The organism is Pseudomonas sp. M2 (assembly GCF_015751845.1).
Taxonomy (GTDB): Bacteria; Pseudomonadota; Gammaproteobacteria; order Pseudomonadales; family Pseudomonadaceae; genus Aquipseudomonas; species Aquipseudomonas putida_E.
Genome location: NZ_JADOUD010000001.1, coordinates 3,837,618 through 3,857,372 on the forward strand (window position 1 = coordinate 3,837,618; position 19,755 = coordinate 3,857,372).

22 protein-coding genes are annotated in these 19,755 nt (G+C 62.1%); 14 read left to right on the plus strand and 8 right to left on the minus strand.

Going from position 1 to position 19,755, the window contains the following annotated elements:
• Positions 1 to 136: 136 nt before the first annotated feature.
• Entirely contained in the window at positions 137 to 1,021 is an 885-nt protein-coding gene (locus IWW33_RS17850) for a DMT family transporter (RefSeq protein ID WP_046788086.1), read from the minus strand.
• A gap of 149 nt (positions 1,022 to 1,170) precedes the next feature.
• On the opposite strand from IWW33_RS17850, the gene aceK reads away from it, so the two are divergent.
• On the plus strand, positions 1,171 to 2,880 hold the full coding sequence (aceK, locus tag IWW33_RS17855; protein ID WP_174142411.1) for a bifunctional isocitrate dehydrogenase kinase/phosphatase: 1,710 nt from the start codon (positions 1,171 to 1,173) through the stop codon (positions 2,878 to 2,880).
• Between the two features lie 33 nt (positions 2,881 to 2,913).
• Here the strand turns inward: aceK and IWW33_RS17860 are convergent, their stop codons facing one another.
• On the minus strand, positions 2,914 to 3,774 hold the full coding sequence (locus IWW33_RS17860) for a DUF6279 family lipoprotein (protein ID WP_115274118.1): 861 nt from the start codon (positions 3,772 to 3,774) through the stop codon (positions 2,914 to 2,916).
• 132 nt (positions 3,775 to 3,906) lie between these two features.
• Between IWW33_RS17860 and IWW33_RS17865 the strand changes: the two genes are divergently transcribed.
• Complete coding sequence (locus IWW33_RS17865) at positions 3,907 to 4,743, plus strand: S1-like domain-containing RNA-binding protein (protein WP_012315688.1); 837 nt, start codon at positions 3,907 to 3,909, stop codon at positions 4,741 to 4,743.
• Positions 4,744 to 4,745: 2 nt separating this feature from the next.
• Here IWW33_RS17865 and IWW33_RS17870 read toward each other — a convergent pair whose 3' ends face one another.
• Together IWW33_RS17870 and IWW33_RS17875 are read right to left on the minus strand one after the other, a co-directional pair.
• Positions 4,746 to 5,126, minus strand: a complete 381-nt coding sequence (locus IWW33_RS17870; protein WP_012315687.1) for a hypothetical protein — start codon at positions 5,124 to 5,126, stop codon at positions 4,746 to 4,748.
• A gap of 111 nt (positions 5,127 to 5,237) precedes the next feature.
• Complete coding sequence (locus tag IWW33_RS17875) at positions 5,238 to 6,707, minus strand: right-handed parallel beta-helix repeat-containing protein (protein WP_174142413.1); 1,470 nt, start codon at positions 6,705 to 6,707, stop codon at positions 5,238 to 5,240.
• Between the two features lie 244 nt (positions 6,708 to 6,951).
• Between IWW33_RS17875 and IWW33_RS17880 the strand changes: the two genes are divergently transcribed.
• From IWW33_RS17880 to def, 3 genes are all read left to right on the plus strand, one after another.
• Positions 6,952 to 7,131, plus strand: coding sequence for a CsbD family protein (locus IWW33_RS17880; protein WP_046788039.1), 180 nt, complete (start codon positions 6,952 to 6,954; stop codon positions 7,129 to 7,131).
• 155 nt (positions 7,132 to 7,286) lie between these two features.
• Positions 7,287 to 8,240 (plus strand): YihY/virulence factor BrkB family protein, encoded by a 954-nt coding sequence (locus IWW33_RS17885; protein ID WP_046788040.1) that lies wholly within the window; start codon positions 7,287 to 7,289, stop codon positions 8,238 to 8,240.
• On the plus strand, positions 8,237 to 8,773 hold the full coding sequence (def, locus tag IWW33_RS17890) for a peptide deformylase (protein ID WP_012315683.1): 537 nt from the start codon (positions 8,237 to 8,239) through the stop codon (positions 8,771 to 8,773). Before IWW33_RS17885 ends, def begins: the two co-directional genes overlap by 4 nt.
• On the opposite strand, the gene IWW33_RS17895 is transcribed toward def, so the two are convergent.
• Entirely contained in the window at positions 8,728 to 9,177 is a 450-nt protein-coding gene (locus tag IWW33_RS17895; protein WP_174142415.1) for a GNAT family N-acetyltransferase, read from the minus strand. The genes def and IWW33_RS17895 overlap by 46 nt on opposite strands.
• Before the next feature lie 276 nt (positions 9,178 to 9,453).
• Between IWW33_RS17895 and IWW33_RS17900 the strand changes: the two genes are divergently transcribed.
• Positions 9,454 to 9,711 carry a DUF2790 domain-containing protein gene (locus IWW33_RS17900; protein ID WP_046788041.1) on the plus strand — a complete coding sequence of 86 codons (258 nt, stop codon included), beginning with the start codon at positions 9,454 to 9,456 and terminating at the stop codon, positions 9,709 to 9,711.
• A 66-nt stretch (positions 9,712 to 9,777) separates the two neighbouring features.
• Here the strand turns inward: IWW33_RS17900 and IWW33_RS17905 are convergent, their stop codons facing one another.
• Positions 9,778 to 11,139, minus strand: a complete 1,362-nt coding sequence (locus tag IWW33_RS17905; protein ID WP_174142417.1) for a PLP-dependent aminotransferase family protein — start codon at positions 11,137 to 11,139, stop codon at positions 9,778 to 9,780.
• A 76-nt stretch (positions 11,140 to 11,215) separates the two neighbouring features.
• Here IWW33_RS17905 and IWW33_RS17910 point away from each other — a divergent pair, with 76 nt between their 5' ends.
• The 7 genes from IWW33_RS17910 (at position 11,216) to IWW33_RS17940 (ending at position 16,220) form a co-directional block, all read left to right on the plus strand.
• Positions 11,216 to 12,181 (plus strand): threonine dehydratase, encoded by a 966-nt coding sequence (locus IWW33_RS17910; protein WP_174142419.1) that lies wholly within the window; start codon positions 11,216 to 11,218, stop codon positions 12,179 to 12,181.
• Positions 12,182 to 12,479: 298 nt separating this feature from the next.
• The gene (locus IWW33_RS17915) at positions 12,480 to 12,812 is read left to right on the plus strand and encodes a type II toxin-antitoxin system HicB family antitoxin (RefSeq protein WP_039603657.1); all 333 of its coding nucleotides are present in this window, start codon (positions 12,480 to 12,482) and stop codon (positions 12,810 to 12,812) included.
• A gap of 78 nt (positions 12,813 to 12,890) precedes the next feature.
• On the plus strand, positions 12,891 to 13,535 hold the full coding sequence (locus IWW33_RS17920; RefSeq protein ID WP_046788043.1) for a LysE family translocator: 645 nt from the start codon (positions 12,891 to 12,893) through the stop codon (positions 13,533 to 13,535).
• A 125-nt stretch (positions 13,536 to 13,660) separates the two neighbouring features.
• Positions 13,661 to 14,086 carry a nuclear transport factor 2 family protein gene (locus IWW33_RS17925; protein ID WP_039603658.1) on the plus strand — a complete coding sequence of 142 codons (426 nt, stop codon included), beginning with the start codon at positions 13,661 to 13,663 and terminating at the stop codon, positions 14,084 to 14,086.
• Between the two features lie 44 nt (positions 14,087 to 14,130).
• On the plus strand, positions 14,131 to 14,475 hold the full coding sequence (locus tag IWW33_RS17930; RefSeq protein WP_039603659.1) for a YciI family protein: 345 nt from the start codon (positions 14,131 to 14,133) through the stop codon (positions 14,473 to 14,475).
• Between the two features lie 21 nt (positions 14,476 to 14,496).
• Positions 14,497 to 14,982, plus strand: a complete 486-nt coding sequence (locus IWW33_RS17935; protein ID WP_174142421.1) for an SRPBCC family protein — start codon at positions 14,497 to 14,499, stop codon at positions 14,980 to 14,982.
• The gene (locus IWW33_RS17940) at positions 14,982 to 16,220 is read left to right on the plus strand and encodes an RNA polymerase sigma factor (protein WP_119687599.1); all 1,239 of its coding nucleotides are present in this window, start codon (positions 14,982 to 14,984) and stop codon (positions 16,218 to 16,220) included. The genes IWW33_RS17935 and IWW33_RS17940 overlap by 1 nt, the downstream gene beginning before the upstream one ends.
• Positions 16,221 to 16,261: 41 nt before the next feature.
• Here the strand turns inward: IWW33_RS17940 and IWW33_RS17945 are convergent, their stop codons facing one another.
• Both IWW33_RS17945 and IWW33_RS17950 read right to left on the minus strand, forming a co-directional pair.
• Positions 16,262 to 16,732 carry a MaoC family dehydratase gene (locus IWW33_RS17945; protein ID WP_012315672.1) on the minus strand — a complete coding sequence of 157 codons (471 nt, stop codon included), beginning with the start codon at positions 16,730 to 16,732 and terminating at the stop codon, positions 16,262 to 16,264.
• Between the two features lie 33 nt (positions 16,733 to 16,765).
• On the minus strand, positions 16,766 to 17,710 hold the full coding sequence (locus IWW33_RS17950; protein ID WP_115274125.1) for an alpha/beta hydrolase: 945 nt from the start codon (positions 17,708 to 17,710) through the stop codon (positions 16,766 to 16,768).
• Between the two features lie 209 nt (positions 17,711 to 17,919).
• Between IWW33_RS17950 and fadD2 the strand changes: the two genes are divergently transcribed.
• A complete protein-coding gene (gene fadD2, locus IWW33_RS17955; protein ID WP_046788048.1) occupies positions 17,920 to 19,608 on the plus strand; it encodes a long-chain-fatty-acid--CoA ligase FadD2 in 1,689 nt (562 codons plus the stop codon).
• Positions 19,609 to 19,755: the final 147 nt, after the last annotated feature.

The window sequence follows — 19,755 nt, forward strand, 5'->3', positions numbered from 1 at the left end:
ATGCCCAGCAACCGCGCATGAATTTGGCTTCGTGCGTAGTTGCCGGGCATTTGGGGTAACGTCAAAGTGTGTGGTTTTACTGGTGAAACGGTGTTGGATTGATCGCCGACAAGCCGGCGCCTACAGGGTTGCTGTATCAGGCCTGAGCGCGGCGCGCGGGCTTGAGCACGAGCCACAGCGCGGCAGCGATCAGCAGGCCGCCATACAGGTGGCCCATCGACAGCGATTCGTCCAGCAGCCACGCGCCCCACAGCACACCGAAGACCGGAATCAAGAAGGTCACGGTACTGGCCTTGACCGGGCCAATCTCGGCCAGCAGGCGGAAGTACAGGATGTAGGCGAAGGCCGTGCACACAAGGCCCAGGCCCAGCAGCGACAGCCACACCTGCCAGCCGCCCCAGCTGGCAGGCGGCTGGGTCAGCGCACTCCAGGCGAACAGTGGCGTCATCATCAGCGTGGCGCCGAGCATGCTGCCCAGCGCCGAGAGGCGGCTGTCCAGGCCGCTGATCCAGCGCCGCGCCAGAAAGCCTGCGAAGCCATAGCAGGTGGTTGCCGCCAGGCAGGCCAGGGCGCCTTGCAGCAGTGCCATGTCCAGTGCCACCGGGCCCGCGCCACTGAGAATGCCGACACCGAACAGGCCAAGGAAGATGCCGCACAATTTGGGCAGGGTCATGGCCTCGCGGAAGAACAGTGCGCCGATCAGCACCCCCATCAGTGGCGTGGTGGCGTTGAAGATCGCCGAATACCCCGCCGGCAGTACCTGGGCTGCCACCGAATAGAAGGTGGCGGGGATGCCTGAGTTGATCATGCCCAGGACCAGGCAAGCGCCGAGTTTGCCCTCGAAGTTCCAGCGTACGCGGGCTGCGGCGAGTATGGCGATCAGGCCGAGGCAGGCGATGGACACGCGAAAGAAGGCGGTAGGCACGGTGCCCAGCTCGGGGGCGATGATGCGCATGAACAGAAAGCTCGCCCCCCAGACGGCGGCAAGGGTCAGCAGGCGGGTCAGGGCGATGGGGCTCACGGTGGTCTCCGGGTACAGGGCAGGGCGCGAGTGTACGCGATGGCGCACGGGCGGTTCTTGTCCTTTCTTGCGGTGTAAGCCGGTAGAGGCTCCGCAAAGTTGCACAGGCGACTAAGCTGTCTAACTCACCCCGCACCGAGGTGTCCTGCATGACCCAGCACTGGCCGGCCGGCGAAATCGCCCGGATGATCCTCGATGGCTTCGACGACTACCGCGAACACTTTCGCCGCATCACCCTGGGCGCCCGCGAGCGCTTCGAGCAGGCGCGCTGGCAGGACATCCAGCGGGCAGCGGCGGCGCGGATCAACCTCTATGAGCAGAAGGTCGGTGAGGTCAACGGCTGGCTGCGTGACGGGTTCGATGAGGAAGTGCTGCTGGAGGCCGAACAGTGGCCCTTGGTGAAAAGTGCCTATATACGCCTGATCGACCCGCGGCTGGACGATGAGTTGTCGGAGACCTGGTACAACTCTTTGTTCTGCAGCCTGTTCAGCCATGACCAGATCAGCGATGGCTGCATGTTCATCCACACCACCCGGCCGTCGATACGCAGCCACGAGCGCGCTGCCCAGACCCGCACCTATATGCCCGATGGCAGCCTCAAGAGCGTGTTGCGGGCTATCTTGCGCGACTATGCATTCGACTACGGTGACCTCGAGAGCGACCTGTCGCGCCTTGAAGAGCAACTGCGCGACTGCCTGCCAGACTGGGTGTGCAAGGACCCGGCCCTGGCCGTTGAACTGTTCGTGCCGGTGCTGTACCGCAACAAGGGCGCCTACCTGGTGGGCCGGCTGTACAACAGCGATGAACAGTGGCCCCTGGTGATCCCGCTGCTGCACCGCGAGGGCCATGGTATCGAGGCGGATGCGCTGATCACCGACGAGGCCGAGGTATCGATCATCTTCTCCTTCACCCGTTCGTACTTTATGGTCGACGTGCCAGTACCGGCGGAGTTCGTCAATTTCCTCAAGCGCATACTGCCAGGCAAGCACATTGCCGAGTTGTACACCTCGATCGGCTTCTACAAGCACGGCAAGTCGGAGTTCTATCGCGCGCTGATCAACCACTTGGCCAGTACCGACGACCGTTTCATCATGGCGCCCGGTGTGCGCGGCATGGTCATGAGTGTGTTCACCCTGCCGGGCTTCAATACCGTATTCAAGATCATCAAGGACCGCTTTTCGCCGTCCAAGACGGTCGACCGTGCCACGGTGATCGACAAGTATCGCCTGGTGAAGAGTGTCGACCGGGTTGGGCGAATGGCCGATACCCAGGAGTTCGCCGACTTTCGTTTCCCCCGGAGCAAGTTCGAGCCTGAGTGCCTGGCCGAGCTGCTGGAGGTGGCGCCGTCCACCGTGGCTGTGGAAGGCGATACGGTGCTGGTCCGCCATTGCTGGACCGAACGGCGCATGATCCCGCTCAATCTGTACCTGGAGCAGGCCAGCGAAGGCCAGGTGCTCGAAGCGCTGGAGGATTATGGCCTGGCCATCAAGCAGTTGGCCGCAGCGAACATCTTTCCAGGCGACATGCTGCTGAAGAACTTCGGGGTTACCCGCCATGGTCGTGTGGTGTTCTACGACTATGACGAGATCAGCTACCTGACCGAGGTGAATTTCCGCCATATCCCACCGCCGCGCTACCCGGAGGACGAGATGTCGGGGGAGCCGTGGTATTCGATCGGGCCGCACGATGTATTCCCGGAGGAGTTCCCGCCGTTTCTGTTTGCCGATATGGGCCAGCGGCGTTTATTCAGCAGGTTGCATGGGGAGCTGTATGACGCGGATTACTGGAAGGGGCTGCAGGCATCTATCCGCGAAGGCAAGGTGATCGATGTGTTCCCGTATCGGCGCAAAGGGCGCTGAGGCGGGTTATCGGGCGGACACCGATTGACCTGCCTATCCCTTAAGGCACTTGAGCTCACTGAAGTCGGTACGCACCTTGGCCAGCCGCCCCTGAAGATACTGCCGCTGGGCCGGGCTGCTCTGTTGCAGCAGGTCGATCAACAGGCTGCGTGTCTGTTGCTCGCTGTTCTCGAAGGCAGCGCGGTATTGCGCAGTCCACAGGCTTTCCTTGCGCTGCAGCAATTGCGCCAGGCGCGGTTCGAAGCTTTCGTCGCTGCGCTGGTTCATGGCCATCATCAGCTGTTGTTGCCAGTGCGCACGGTTGGCGATCCACTGGCGGTTCTGGTCGCCCAGCGCCTGTGCCCAGGTTTGCACGCGCTGGCGTTGTGCTGCGGTGAGTTCGCCGAACCAGGGTGTCAGGCGTTTTTCCATGCGCTCGGCGCGGCGGGCGACCTGTTTGGATAGGGGTGTATCGACGTATTTCTCTTGCCGTTCACTGATGTCTTCACGCAAAGCTTCGCCCAGCTGCGCGACCTGGGCATCGCTCATGCCGCGCAGCAGCTCGGCGGCCGACGGGGTGATGGCTTCTGCAACGCGACCGATCGCCTGCCGGGCTTCGTTCATGCGCTGTTGCAGCGCCTGGTCGGTCACTTGCCCATCGGCGACCATGCTGCGTACGCGGTCGAGCCAGTCGAGGTACCCGGGCAGTTCGGTCGTGCAATGCCAGGCCAGGTGCTGCTTGAGCCGTTCGTCGAGCAACGACCTCTGGTCACGGTTCATGGCAAGGTAGTCGTCCAGCGACCACGGGACCAGCCGGTCGAGGTTGCGGTAGGCCAGGTCTATACGGCTGCAGGCCACCAGTGCCAGCGCAAATGCCGTGGCGATGATCAGGGCTTTGGACAGGCGTAGAAACATGTGCTGATCCCTTGCAGATGGCTGGCCACACGGTAGACGCGAGTACTCCACGACGGTTCCGCCGAATCAGCGGTCGGGCGGCGCGCTGGCTTCAGGTGTAGAATAGCTGCCTTGTCTTGAGGAACATCGGAAATGGCTCTGCTTGGGCGTTACAACAGTTTGCAAATCGTGAAACACGTGGACTTCGGCCTCTACCTGGACGGCGGCCCCGACGGCGAGATCCTGCTGCCCGGGCGCTACATCCCGAAGAACGCCGAAACCGAGGTCGATGACTGGCTCAACGTGTTCCTCTACCTGGACAGCGAAGACCAGCTGATCGCCACCACCGAGAAGCCCAAGGTGCAGGTTGGCGAATTCGCCAGCCTCAAGGTCAAGGACATCAACGGTGCGGGCATCTTCCTCGACTGGGGCCTGTCCAAGGACCTGCTGATGCCGTACTCGGAAGAGGCGCGGCCGCTGAAGATCGGCGACTACTGCGTGGTGCATGTCTACCTCGACAAGCGCACCCGGCGCATCACCGCCACTTCACGCCTGGACCGCTATCTGGACCGCACCCCGGCCGATTACCAGGTCGGTCAGCCGGTCGAGCTGCTGGTGGCGGGCGAGACGCCGATGGGCTTCAAGGCCATCATCAACAACCGCCATTGGGGCCTGATCCACAAGAATGAGATCTTCAAGTTCATGCGTTCGGGCATGCATGAGAAGGGTTTCATCAAGGAAGTGCGCCATGACGGCAAGATCGCGTTGAGCCTGCAACCGGTTGGCCAGGCGCTGGCGGACGGCTTGCATGAGCAGATCATGCAGCGCCTGGAGGCCGAAGGGGGCGTGTTGCCGGTGTGCGACAAGAGCGACCCAGAGGTGATCAGCCGCATGTTCAACGTCAGCAAGGGCAACTTCAAGAAGGCCATCGGCGCGTTGTTCAAACAGGGCCGGATCGTCATCCATGACGATCGCATCGAGCGGGCCTGAGGTCAGGCCTGCACGAATGTGCTGAAGTCGAGCTGCTCGCCGCCTGGGCGGGTGTCGCGCAGCAGCGAATCACGGTCGGCGCTCAGCGCCAGGCTGATGGTTGAGCGGCGCTTGCCGGCATTGCGCACTTCCATCTGCTCCTGATGCGCCTTGAGGAAGTTGGTCGGGACCTTCAGGTGCTGCAGTTCGTCGCTTTCTGGGGTGTGCAGCAGCAGGTTGACCCAGTCGGGCTGGCCCTTGCGCAGCAGCGCCACCGGCACTTCGAACCACCACAGGTTGCGTTTGGGGTCGAGGATGGCGAACAGCGTGTTGGCACTGGTGAGCACCGGCTTGGCCAATGCTTCGTTGCGCCGGGCGATGGCGGCGGGTTTGTCGAGTTTCATGCAGGTTCCTGCGGTGTGACGCTATGAAGGGCTGCATTGTGAGGGGTGGCGGGTAGCGGAGCAAGGTTTGATGGCCCCATCGTCGGCGTGCCGGCGATGGGGCCAGCTACCCTAGCGGCGAAGTGGCTGGCTCAACTCGGAGGTCGCGCCATCGGCCGTGGTCACGGTGGCGGTAAAGCTGCGCAGTCCATCGGCATTCTCCAGCACCTGGGCAAACTGCGCCTGCCCCTTGGCATCGCTGTTCACCAGCACTTCCCCCAGGTACTGCTCAGCCTCCGTGCCTTGTGCCTGGGCATTGCCGAACAGCTCGACCCGCAGCAGGCTCGATGCCGGCCCCTGCACTTCGCCGCGCAGCACATTGTCGTTCAGGGCCAACAGCCGTGGTGCCTGCTGGTTATGGTTGGGCAGCGGCTGGCAGGGCTTGGGCTGGCCCTTGGCATCGCAGATCACGGCCTGGTCCTTTTTCGGCAGGTCGGCACCGACCCCGCGAGAGCCTACGTACAGTGCATGGGCCTGGGCTGGCACGCCAAAAACGATGGCGCCCGTGCGCTGATCCGGTACGCAAGAGCCGCCAGCTTCGCAGCGGCGGATATCCAGGCTGTTGCCCCAGATCCGGTTACCGGTCAGGCGCGTGGTGGTGACTTCCGGCTCCGGGCGCAGCGCCACGCCGATGCGGTTGCCGTGGATCAGGTTGCCGTCGAGGATATTGCCTTGGCCGGTGACGCTGACGCCGATCGAGTTGCCGCTGAAGGTATTGGCGCCCAGGTAGTTGCGCTTGCCCCAGTTGATCTGCAGGCCGTCGGAGTAGTTCTCGAAGCGGTTGCGTACCACGCTGTTGTCGTTGCCCAGCAGAATCTCGATGCCCTGGGACGGCTCCGGGTTGGCTGCAGTCGAACGGAACAGGTTGTCGGCCACCAGGTTGAACGCCGCGCCGCGGGTCAGCTCCAGGCCATCGCCATTGTCGATCAGCTGGTTGCGCAGCACCTTGTTGTTGACCGTGGTGGTGGCCGTGGGGTTACCGGCACCGTCATCGCCGGTCAGCATGATACCGGCACCGCCCTTGTTGGCGACGATGCGGTTGTCTTCGATGACGTTGTGGCTGGCGCGGTTGACCAGGATGCCGATGCAGAAGTTGCGCACTTCCAGGCCACTGAGGTGCACGCCCTGGGTGTCGCGCAGCACCAGCCCGGGGTTGGTCGTGGTGCGCACGTTGGTGCCGAACTGGCCGGGCAGGGCGCCGGGGCAGGTGCGTACTCCCTGGTCCTTGATATAGCCGGCGCCGTCGATGGCGACGTATTGGCCGTCGCGCGCCCAAGGCAGGCCGGTGATCTGCACCGGGCCTTTGATTTCAGGCAGGGCGCGGGTCGGCCGGATGACAAACGGGGCTTGGCCGACTGCGGCGATGTCGATGCGGTAGTGGCCGGGCTTTTGGTTGCTGGTTTCGATCGCCCAGCGCAGGGTGCCTGGCTGGCTGTCGTCGGTGTAGCGGTCGACCCGCAGGGTTTCGGTGGCCGGTGCGCCAGCGATCGCGGGCAGGGGCAGCAGCGGCAGCAAGGCTGCCAGCAGGGGCATCAAACGCATGGGTGCAGGTTCCGTAAGCTGTTGTTTTTATAAGCATGCAACCTCTATAGGGCTGCCGTTTGCCCGCGATTCTAGGGCAGCAGGCCGGCATTGCGCAGACGTAGGTAGCCGATTCAGTGCGGTATTCGCCCGCAGATTTACCGCTCGGCTTGAGATTGCAAAAATGTTTGAAACTCCTGAACTGGCCGCTGGGTCCACCTTTTGTCGACACGGATCACGTGTCTCCATTTGCAGGAGATTTGCCATGAGCGGCACTAAAGACAAAGTCAAAGGTATGGCCAACGAAGCAGTGGGCAACATCAAGCAAGGTGTTGGCAAAGTCACCGACAATGACAAGCTGCGCGCAGAAGGCAAGGCCCAGGAAATCAAGGGCGAAGGGCAGCAGGTCAAGGGCGACGTCAAGGATGCTGTGAAAAAGCCTTGATCACGGTATGACTACAGCCCCGTCGCCAGCAGACGGGGATGGGGCTGTTGATCAAGACGGCGAATTTTTCTTCAAGTCCAGCAGGGAGCAGCACACCAGTCGCGTGGTCTATTAGACTTCCCTGATGTACTGATCAAGCGGCGAAAGGAGACGCTATGATTTTTCCCGACCTGGGTGGCTTGCCCCTTCACCGCATCCTGGTGCGCACCGTCAAGGAATTCCTTGACGACGAGATGTCCACCTACGCCTCTGCGCTTGCTTACCAGATGCTGTTTTCGTTGTTCCCGTTCCTGCTGTTCCTGATCGCACTGATCGGTTTTCTGCACCTGCCGGATTTCTTCTCGTGGCTGCGCATGCAATCGGAGCTGGTACTGCCGCCCCAGGCGTTGGAACAGGTCAACCCCGTCATCGATCAGTTGCAGCAGTCCAAAGGTGGCCTGCTGTCGGTGGGTATCGTCATCGCGCTGTGGACCGCCTCTGCAGGCGTACGGCTGATGATGAGTGCCATGAATGCCGCCTATGACGTGCCCGAAGGGCGCCCGGTGTGGAAGCGCATACCATTGTCGATTGTCTATACCGTCGGCATTGCCGGTATGCTGCTGGCGGCGGCAGCGTTGATGGTGCTGGGGCCTCAGGTGATGGAGTGGATCGCGGCTCAGATCGGCATGCAGGAAGTGATCGTCACGGTGTGGACGATCTTGCGGTGGCCGGCGATCATCATCCTGATGATGGTGGCGGTGGCGGTGATCTACTACGTGATGCCCGACGTGAAACAGAAGTTTCGCTTCATCACTCCAGGCTCAGTGCTGGCGGTGGTGGTCTGGATCATCGCTTCGCTGGCATTCGCTTACTATGTGAAGACTTTCGCCGACTACAACGCCATGTATGGCAGTATCGGTGCGATCATTGTATTGCTGTTGTATTTCTACATTTCTGCCGCCGTATTGTTGCTGGGCGCGGAGATGAACGCTGTGATCGAACATATGTCCGCTGAGGGCAAAGACCCTGGCGAAAAGGATTTCGAGGGCGATAAAGCCAAGGAAACCCTGACCGTGCTCGGCCATGAACATCCCGTCGAGCCCCAGCCTACCGAGCAGAACCCGCGATGATCCGTGACATCCTGAAGATGGGCGACGAGCGCTTGCTGCGCGTCGCAGCCCCGGTGCCAGAACACCTGATCGGCAGCGCCGAACTGCAGCAGTTGATCGACGACATGTTCGAAACCATGCGCCATGTCGGCGGCGTGGGGCTGGCCGCACCGCAGGTCGGCATCGACCTGCAACTGGTCATTTTCGGTTTCGAGCGCAGTGAGCGTTATCCCGATGCCGAGGCGGTGCCACAGACCATTCTCCTCAACCCGGTGATCACTCCGCTGTCCACCGAGATCGAGGAGGGGTGGGAAGGCTGCTTGTCTGTGCCTGGCCTGCGCGGGGTGGTGCCTCGCTACAAGCACATCAGCTATGAGGGCATCGACCCGCAGGGCAACCCGGTCAACCGGGTTGCCGACGGGTTTCATGCGCGCGTGGTACAGCATGAATGCGACCACCTGATCGGGCGGCTGTATCCTTCGCGGATTCAGGATTTCGCCAAGTTCGGTTACACCGAGGTACTGTTCCCTGGGCTGGACGCCAGCGACGACTGACCATGCACCATCGCCATCAGGCGTTTGCTGCGTTGATAGCGGGCCAGGCGTGCCCCCAGCGCTTCAGGCAACCTGCTCGCCGGGGAGAAACCCAGACGTTGGTAAAAGGCTTCGAGGTCCGGGTGGCAGAACAGCCACGTTGGGCCGCGACCTTCGGCCAGTGCTGCGTTGACCAGGTGCGCGGCCACACCCTGGTTTCGCCACTCTGGGGCTACCAGCAGGCCGGTGAGCCACCGGCCACTGGCAACAGCGCTCAAGCTCAAGCCCGCAACGATTGCGCCGCTGCGCGCCACCCACAACTCACCCTCGCTGGCTGCACGCATGCGCGAGCCCTGCTGGCGATAGAAGTGGTCTAGCAGCCGCCGCTCAAGGTCGGTCAGTGGGGTGCAGAGAAGTGGCGTCATGGTATTCCGCTGGCAAACAGCTCTAGCCCAATGATTTCGGGCCATCAATCCGTTTCGCTTTGTCGCAGATTGTTGCAAAAGCTGCAAGGGTGAATGTCCGAGTTCGGGGTTCAACTATTCCAGGCCGGGAGTAGAATTTCACGTATCCCCCCTGGCAGTACGACAAAGCGGGATCGGTACTTCGTGTCATCTTCGCAGTTGATGACAACTTCTCCGCGCCATTGACGGCATATGAAGTCAATCGATCAGCTTGATTGATTTAAAGGCCAAACATCCATGAAACCATTACTGATTCTTGCATTGGTCGGTATGTCCTCGTTCGCCCTTGCCGATGAGGCCAAAGCCGTCTCCACCGAGCCTGTGGCCCAGCAGTACGACTACTCCATGAACCTTGACATCAAACGGGTGATCAACCTGTCGACCATCCCCAATGTCTGCGAAGTGGTGCCTGCGACCATGACCTATGAAGACCATCAGGGCCAGGTGCACACCATTCAGTACCGCGCCATGGGCGAAGGTTGCCAGCAGGGTTGATGCTCCTGCGTTAGCGGCCTTTTCGCACCGGGCAGTAGCGAAGAGGCTGCTTTCGTCACCCTGGGTTCATTGAGCAGACAGTACCTGCCGTATTACCTCCAGGCCGCGTTTCAGTTCAGCCCGGCTGCCTGCCGCGGACAGGCTGATGCGCACGGCCTGCACCTCACTTGCGCCAATGGCGAAGACACTCGCCGGGACGACTTCCACACCTTGTTCCCGACATTGCTTTACAACCGCCTCAGCCCCCTGCGGCGTGCCCAGCCACGCGTGGGGTGAAGGCTGGCCTGTGTTGTGCAGCCCACCAGCCAGCAGCCTGCGTGCCAGGCGCCAGCGCTCGCAAATTTCTGCTCTCTGCCAGGCCAGCCGCCGGGCGGCGGTACCGTCATCGATCCATTGGCAAGCGACATGCAAGCCCAATGGCGACACCGGCCAGTGGCTGGCCTGGGCATGCGGGTCGACCTGTGACAGCAACTTCGCGCTGGCCACGATCCACCCCAACCTCAAGCCTGCAGCCACCGTCTTGGACAGGCTGCTGATGTAGATCCCTTGATCGCCCAATAGCGGGTAGAGCGGCGGCCGGTCGCTGAGTGCACCATACACATCATCTTCGATCACCAATAACCCCAGGCGTTTGACTACCCCAGCGATTGCCTCGCGGCGAGCATCATCCATGCAGGCGCCCGTGGGGTTGTGCAGGGTAGGTGTGGTCACCAGCACGCGGGCACCGCTGGCGCGCGCCACCCGGTCCAGGTCATCGGGCCGCAGGCCTTGGTTGTCCAGTGCGACGCCATGCACGGGCAGACGCAGTTGCCGGCAGGCGGCCTTGATGCCCGGAGCGGTCAGGGCTTCAAGCATGACGGGCTCACCCGCCTGGCAGAATGACTGCAGCACCAGTGCCAGCGCCTGCTGGGCTCCGCCGCACAGCAACAGTTGGTCCGCCGACAGGGCCAGGCCGCGATTGCCCAGCCAGTGGGCGCCGCGGATGCGCCCCAGCAGCAACTGTTCGGGGCCCAGGTAATGGTCGAGCAAGCCGTGGTTCTGACCTTCCAGCAGCCTGCGCAAGCTGTCGTGCAGATCATGATTGTGCGGATCGGCAACCGGTACATTGGTCGACAGGTCGATCAGCCGCGTTTGCCCTTCGCAGTGTTTCAGGCGAAACAAGGTCGCTTCCTTGCTCCCCGCCAGCACATAGGTACCGCGGCCCACTTCACCCGCCACCAGGTGGCGAGCGGCGGCTTCACGGTAGGCCTGTTGGGTGGTGCTGGGGTTCAGGCCCAGTTTCCAGGCCAGGCGCCGTTGCGGCGGCAGGCGGTCACCGACCTTGAGCACGCCGCTCTCGATGGCGTTGCCTATAGCGTCGACCAGTGCCAGATACCGGGGTTGGTCATCCTCGACGAGCTGCGGGATCCACACGAAATTGCTACCCATGCAATATAAGGTTGTACCCATACAATGCCCGGCGCTTAGGATCGGATCAACCACCTACCGAAAAGGGATTATCGCCATGTTCGACCTTGCCGCCCTGCGCGAAGCCGCCGCTTTCGTTCACCAACATGTACCCGCCACGCCCCAGCACGCCTGGCCGTTGCTGGCTGAGCGGCTGGGCTGCGAGGTGTGGGTGAAGCACGAAAATCACGCACCCACCGGGGCTTTCAAAGTCCGGGGCGGTCTGGTCTATGTGCGCTCGCTGCTGGCGGGCGGCAATCCACCCCGCGGGCTGGTCACCGCAACCCGTGGCAACCACGGCCAAAGCATGGCCCTGGCGGCACGGCAGGCAGGCATTGCGTTGGTCATCGTAGTCCCTGAGGGCAATTCCACAGAGAAGAACGCCGCCATGCGCGCACTGGGGGCCGAGTTGGTCGAGCACGGTGCGGATTTCGATGTGGCCCGTGAAGAAGCCGCGCGGCTGGCCGAGGTGCTGGGGTATGCCATGGTGCCTTCGTTCCACCCGGAGTTGGTGCGGGGCGTGGCCACTTATGCCCTGGAGTTGTTCGAGGCTGTGCGTGACCTGGACTGCGTTTACGTGCCGATCGGCATGGGGTCAGGCATTTGCGGGCTGATCCAGGCGCGTAACCTGCTGGGTTTGAAAACCCAGATCGTCGGTGTGGTGTCCAGCGCCGCTGATGCCTATGCCCAGAGCTTCGAGCAGGGCCATATCGTCACCACTGCCACTGCCGAAACCTTCGCCGATGGCATGGCTTGCCGGGTACCCCATCCGCAAGCCTTTGCCCTGGTGCGCGAGCATGCTGCGCGGATCGTGCGGGTCACCGACAGTGAAGTCGCCGAAGCCATGCGGGTTTACCACGAGGCCACGCACAACACTGCCGAAGGTGCAGGTGCCGCAGCCCTGGCGGCGTTGATGCAAGAGCGCGAACAGCAGGCCGGCAAGCGCGTGGCTGTGGTGTTGAGCGGAGCGAACGTGGACCGGGCGCGGTATGCGCGGATTCTGGCGGGCAATGAAAGATCCTGAATGAATATCTTGGAATAAGTGCTATCTTATTTTGATAGCATTTTTCCATGAATACTCGATACCGAAAAATTCTCGACGCTATCCTGAGGACGCCAACCACGTCGTCACTAGCCTTTTCCGAGATTGAAACGCTGGTGCTGCACCTCGGGGGGCAGGTGCTGGAGCGGCAAGGCTCCCGGGTCAAACTGGTGCTTGGCGGCCAGTGCTGGAGGTGCCATCGTCCCCATCCAGGCAAGGAGGCCAGGCGGTATCAGATTGAAGAGGCCCGCGAATTCTTGCTGCGGGCAGGAGTGAAATGATGAGTTGCATGCGCTACAAGGGCTATGCCGCCCGTATTGAATATGATGAGCGTGATGATATTTTCGTCGGCCGCGTGCTGGGGATTCGCGACATCATCAGTTTCCACGCAAGTTCTGTCCCGGAACTGCATGAGGCCTTCCGTCATGCGTTGGAGGACTACCTGGCCGATTGCGCGGAACAGGGCATCACTCCCGAAAAGCCGGCATCGGGGAAGGTCATGCTGCGTATTCGGCCCGAAATCCATGCCGCTGCCAGCGTTGCTGCCCGTGCGGCAGGCAAAAGCCTGAACCAGTGGGCCGACGAGGTGTTTGAACAGGCGGCGCTGGCCTGATCGAACACTTGTTCTTCCAATCCCGCAATCACTCATGGCAGGCTCTACGGCGCTCATTTACCCGTCATCGAGTATTCAATGCCTTTCTCCAACGGTTTTCTCCTCAGCCTGTCCCTGTGTCTTGATATCGGTGTGGCCAATATCGCCATGATCACCCTGGCCATGCAGCGCGGTTTCCTGCAAGGGTTCTGGCTCGGCCTGGGCACGTGTGTCGGTGACCTGGTGTATGCGATCGCAGCGCTGGCCGGCATGACCGTGTTGCTGCAGTTCGAGAGCGTGCGCTGGGCCTTGTGGCTGGGTGGTTCGGCGCTGCTGGTGTGGTTCGCGCTGAAGATGCTGCTGGCGGCCTGGCGCGGCGGGCATATGGAAGCGCGCAGCGAGGTGGTGGCGGAATCGGCCTGGCGCGAATTCATGCGCGGTATCTTCCTGGCCATGTCGTCGCCCACCGCCATTTTGTGGTTCGCCGCTGTCGGTGGCGTGCTGATTTCCCGTTCCGGTGGCGGTAGCCTGCTGGAGGCCGGGTTGTTTCTCGGCGGCTTTTTCGCTGCAGGGCTGGTCTGGTGCCTGAGCCTGTGCGGCATCGCCAGCCATGGTGGGCGTTTGCTCGGTGACCGTCTGCTGACGTGGTCATACCTGCTCTCGGCAGCGATTTTCTGCTATTTCGCGGTGTACGTGATCGTTTCGGGCTATCGCGAATTCATACTGGCCAGCCCGGGCGTGTAGGCAGTTACAGGGGGCCGCCGCGCCTGTCAGCCTTTTTCCTCCCTGTTGTCGATTTCCCGCTCTCTCGTTCGACCAGTGTTGAAGGCGCCGAGTACCGGCGCCACCCGCACTTCGGAGAGCCCCTCATGAATACCCAGGCCGAAAGCGAAATCCGTGAACTGATCGAACGCTGGATGCAAGCGGTGCGCGATCGTGACATCCCAGGTATCACCGCCCCCTATGCCGACGACATCGTCGCCTTCGATGCGATCAAGGAACTGCAGTTCAAGGGCAAGGCCGTGTACCAGGCACATTGGGAAATGTGCATGGGTTTTTGCACCGGCCCGATGACGTTCGAGTTGGCCGAACTCACGGTGTACGCCGATGGCGAGCTGGGCCTGGCCCATTGGCTCAACCGCTGCGGCCCGTCGGATGACGAAAGCCAGTGCGGTTTCATGCGCGTCACCGTGGGCTATCGCAAGACCGCCGGCCAGTGGCGGGTCATCCACGAGCACTGGTCGGCGCCTTTCGATGTGGAAACCCAGAAAGCGCTGTTTGATCTCAAACCCTGATCAGCTATCGCCAAACGCACTTTGCCAATGCCGTGGAGATCACCATGAAATACCTGTGCCTGGTCTATTGTGACGAGGGGCTGCTGCACAGCCTGCCCGACAGCCCCGAAGATGCCGAATGCATGGCTTACGCCGAGTCGCTGCAGCGCTGTGGGCGCATGCTCGCGGCCGAGGCGCTGAAACCGGTGCAGACCGCCACCACGGTACGCATGCGCGGTGGCCACATGAGCCTGACCGATGGCCCGTTCGCCGAGACCAAAGAGCAGCTTGCGGGTTTTTACCTGGTCGATGCCCGCGATCTCAACGAGGCATTGAACATTGCCAAAGGCATCCCGGCCGCACGGGTCGGCAGCGTTGAAGTAAGGCCCGTGCGCGAACTGCAACCCTGACCGCAACGGAGAACAACAAGAATGAGCCTTGCCCAACCTGCGCAAGTGCAACACGAGTTGGCCATCAGCCGCCTGATCGACGCCCCGCCCGCCAAGGTGTTCCGTGCCTGGACCGAACCCCAGTGGCTGATGCAGTGGTGGGGGCCGCATGGCATGACCACGCCTGAATGTGAAATGCAGCTCTGGGTCGGTGGCCTGTTTCGTACCTTGATGCGCGCCCCCGACGGTACCGACTACCCCACCCAGGGTGTGTTCCTGGAGATCGCCGCGCCACGTCGGCTGGTGTTCACCGATGCGTTCGGGCCAGGCTGGGTGCCGTCTGCCAAGGCCTTCATGACCGCAGTGGTGACCTTTGACGAGGAACACGGCAAGACCCGTTATACCGCCCGCGCTTGGCACTGGAGCGCTGCCGACTGCACGGCCCATGAAGAAATGGGTTTTCACCAGGGGTGGGGAGAAAGCCTGGACCGCCTGGTGGAGGTGGTGACCCAGCGGATGCCGGACTGATGGCAACGCTGGTGCAGGTACGCGCCGAGATCGAGGGGGTTTACCGGCGGGACTCGCGGCGTATCCTGGCGACGCTGATCCGCCTGCTGGGGGATTTCGACCTGGCAGAGGAGGCCATGCATGATGCCTTCTTCATTGCCGTCGAGCGCTGGCAGCGTGACGGTATCCCCCAAAACCCACGTGCATGGCTGGTGTCGACCGGCCGTTTCAAGGCCATTGACGCGGTGCGGCGGCGTGCGCGTTTCGACCGTTCGCAGGCTGACCTGATCATGCTCATCGAGGGCCAGGGGCAAGACCCCAGTGATGAGGCATTGCTCGCCGACGATCGCCTGCGGCTGATCTTCACGTGCTGCCACCCGGCTCTGGCTGCCGATGCGCAGGTGCCTTTGACGTTGCGCGAAGTCTGTGACCTGACCACTGAGCAGATCGCCCGTGCCTTCCTGCAGAGCCCAGCGACCATTGCCCAACGCATCGTGCGCGCCAAGGCCAAGATCCGCGACGCACGCATTCCTTACCAGGTGCCGGAGCTGCACGAATTGCCTGAGCGCCTGGAAAGCGTGTTGCGGGTGATTTACCTGGTGTTCAACGAGGGCTATTCGGCGTCTTCGGGTGAGGCGTTGGTGCAACAGGCGTTGAGTGACGAAGCCATTCGCCTCGGTCGCTTGCTGGTGCAGTTGTTACCGGACCCGGAGGCGGTCGGTTTGCTGGCGCTGATGTTGCTGCAGGCGTCACGCCAGCACGCGCGTAGCGATGCCCAAGGCAATCTGGTGCTGCTCGAGCAGCAGGATCGCAGCCTGTGGGACGGTGCGCAAATCAGCGAAGGCTGTGAATTGGTGCAGCTGGCGTTGCGCAGCCGGGCGTTCGGTGCCTACACGGTGCAGGCGGCGATTGCAGCGGTGCATGCGGAGGCTGCGAGCGCAAGTGAAACGGACTGGGCGCAGATTGTCGGCCTTTACGATGTGCTGCAGCGGCATTGGCCGTCCGCAGTGGTGGCGCTCAACCGAGCGGTGGCATTGGCCAAGCGGGATGGGCCGCGGGTGGGGTTGGCGGAGATTGAAACAATTCTGGCGACTGGCGAGTTGCGCGACTATCACCTGGCGCATGCGGCAAGGGCGGAGCTGCATTACCAGTTGGGTGAGGCAGAACAGGCCCGTGCGGCCTGGCGGCAGGCGCTGGAGTTGACGCATCAGGCGCCGGAACGGCGGCATATCGAGGGAAAGCTGCAGGCGTTGGAATGACCCGGCAGCACCGGCCCTGTCGCCGGTACTGCCTGAAGCCATCAGCTGGCGACAAAATTGGGCGGCGATACCAGCTCTACCGTCTGCTGCTTGCGCGGCGCCAGGATCTCTGCCTCGCCCTCTACAACCAGCTCATCGTTCTGGTTGTACACGTTGGTGGCGATGCGCACTTTGAACTTTGGCAGCTTCTCGAGGATTTCCAGGCGCACGGTCAGGGTGTCGCCGATTTTCACCGGCTTCTGGAAGCTCATCTTCTGGCCCAGGTAGATGGTGCCGGGGCCGGGCAGGGTGCAGGCTACTGCCGCGCTGATCAGCGCGCCGCTGAACATGCCATGGGCAATGCGCTCACGGAACATGCTCTTGGCGGCGAATTCGGCATCCAGGTGCACCGGGTTGTGGTCACCGGACATCGCGGCGAACAGCTGGATGTCGCGTTCTTCCACAGACTTTTCGTAACTGGCCTTCTGGCCGACTTCTAGAGCTTCGTAAGGCGTGTTGGTGACCTGGGTCATTGGCGCTTCCTTGATGGGCGGACAAGGCCGTTATCATTCGCTGCGGGCAGGGCGGCCAAGGGCCAGCGCCTGCTCCAGCCACGCGAGGATATCGGCGGTGACCTCGTCCCGATTGAGTTCATTGAGCACTTCGTGCCGCGCCTTGGGGTAGACGCGCAGTTGTACATGTCGATTGCCGGTCGCGCGCAGGGCGTCGGCCAGATGGGTGAGACGCTTGCCGGCACTCACCGGATCACATTCACCGCCAATCACCAGCAACGGCAGGTTCGGATCGATCTGCGCGAGGTTCTTCGCCTGGCTGATCTGCGCCAGGCCGTGCAGCAAGTCTAGCCACAACTGGTTGCTGCAGCGAAAACCGCACAGCGGGTCGCTGACGTACCTGTTTACCTCTTCAGGGTCGCGGCTTAGCCAGTCGAAGGCGGTACGGGTGGGTTTAAAGGCTTTGTTGAACGAGCCGAACGACAGCCACTCGATCAGCGCACTCTTGCCTTGCGGGCCTTGGCGCAACGCCTCCAGCCGGGCGATCAGGCGCGCCATGCGGTACAGCGCCGGCGGCTGGAAATTGGAGCCGCTGAGGATCGCCCCGTGCACGCTGCCACTGTGGTGCATCAGGTAAGCCTGGGCGATGTAGCTGCCCATGCTGTGGCCGAACAGGAACAGCGGTGTGCAGGGGAACTGCTGGCCGATGTGCTGTGTGAGCAGGGCCAGGTCGTTGACCACGGCATTCCAGCCATGTTGCCGGGCGAACAGGCCGAGGCTACCCCGTTCGGCGGTACGGCCGTGGCCGCGCAGGTCCGCAGCCAGCAGCGCATAGCCGGCAGCGCTCAGCGCCTGGCCCAGGCGCTGGTAGCGCCCGGCATGTTCGGCCATGCCGTGCGCCAGCAGCACCACGGCCTTGACCGGCGTGGCCGGCAGCCATTGGTGCACGTACAGGCTGCAATGCTCGCTGGCCGGCAGCCAGAAGGCGTCGTAAGGCATGGCGGATCCTTTGCGCTGGGGTACGAGCACAGTGTATGCGCAAGCGGCCGGATTGCAGGAAGGGCACAAATAAGATTCACAATGTTAATGGCGGCACTTGGCATATATGCCACCTCAGGCTTACCTGCTAACGTCGGTTGAACGCCTTTTTGCCATCAGGCAAAGGGATTACAGGCTAAGAGCGGGTTCAGGCAGAGGAACAATAATAAATGCAAGCCGACTTCTGGAATGACAAGCGCCCGGCGGGCGTGCCTTCCACCATCGATATCCATGCGTACACCTCGGTCGTCGAAGTTTTCGAGCGATCCTGCAAGCGCTTCGCCGACCGCCCGGCGTTCAGCAACCTGGGCAAGACCCTGACCTATGGCGAACTCGACCGCCTTTCGGCGGCCTTTGCTGCCTGGCTGCAGCAGCATACCGACCTGGTGCCGGGTGACCGCATCGCCGTACAGATGCCCAACGTGCTGCAGTATCCCATTGCGGTGTTCGGCGCCCTGCGCGCCGGGCTGATCGTGGTCAACACCAACCCGCTGTACACCGAGCGTGAAATGCGCCACCAGTTCAAAGACGCCGGTGCCCGCGCCCTGGTGTACCTGAACATGTTCGGCAAGCGGGTCCAGGAGGTGCTGCCCGATACCGGCATCGAATACCTGATCGAGGCGAAGATGGGCGACCTGTTGCCCATGGCCAAGGGGTGGTTGATCAACACCGTGGTCGACAAGGTCAAGAAAATGGTCCCGGCCTATCATCTGCCCCAGGCCATCTCGTTCAAGCAGGCACTGCGCGAGGGCGCGGCGCTGAGCCACAAGCCGGTAACGCTGAGCTTGGACGACATCGCCGTGCTGCAGTACACCGGCGGCACCACGGGCCTGGCCAAGGGCGCCATGCTCACCCACGGCAACCTGGTGGCCAACATGCTGCAGGTGCTGGCGTGCTTTTCGCAGCATGGCCCGGACGGGCAGAAGCTGATCAAGGAAGGCCAGGAGGTGATGATCGCGCCGCTGCCGCTGTACCACATCTATGCCTTTACCGCGAACTGCATGTGCATGATGGTCACCGGCAACCATAACGTGTTGATCACCAACCCGCGCGATATCCCTGGCTTCATCAAGGAACTGGGCAAGTGGCGGTTCACCGCACTGTTGGGGTTGAACACCCTGTTCGTGGCGCTGATGGATCACCCGGGCTTCCGGCAGCTGGATTTCTCGGCGCTCAAGGTGACCAACTCTGGCGGTACGGCACTGGTCAAGGCCACCGCCGAACGTTGGGAGAGCCTGACCGGCTGCCGCATTGTCGAGGGCTACGGCCTGACAGAGACTTCGCCAGTGGCCAGCACCAACCCTTATGGCGAGCTGGCACGCCTGGGTACCGTGGGCATACCGGTGGCAGACACAGCATTCAAGGTCATCGATGATGAGGGCAATGAACTGCCGCTCGGTGAGCGGGGCGAGTTGTGCATCAAGGGCCCGCAGGTGATGAAGGGGTACTGGCAGCAACCCGAGGCTACGGCGCAGACCCTGGATGCTGATGGCTGGCTGAAAACCGGCGACATTGCAGTGATCGACCCGGACGGCTTTACGCGTATCGTCGACCGCAAGAAGGACATGATCATCGTCTCGGGCTTCAACGTGTACCCCAACGAAATCGAAGACGTGATCATGGGCCACCCGAAGGTGGCCAACTGCGCCGCCATCGGCGTGCCTGACGAGCGTTCGGGCGAGGCCGTCAAACTGTTCGTGGTGGCCCGTGAGGGCGGGCTCAGCGTCGATGAACTCAAGGCCTACTGCAAGGCCAACTTCACAGGTTACAAAGTGCCCAAGCACATCGTGCTGCGCGAGTCGTTGCCGATGACCCCGGTGGGCAAGATCCTGCGTCGCGAGCTGCGCGACATCGCGTAAGGGGGGCGAGCTTCAAACTTCAAGTTTCAAGCTGCAAGAGGGGGCGTGCGCCGCTCTAGCTTGCAGCTTGCCGCTTGAAACTTGGCGCTCTAAGTCAAATACTCTAAAAATGACTTGTATCCTTCATTGAGTCATTTTTGTGACCGT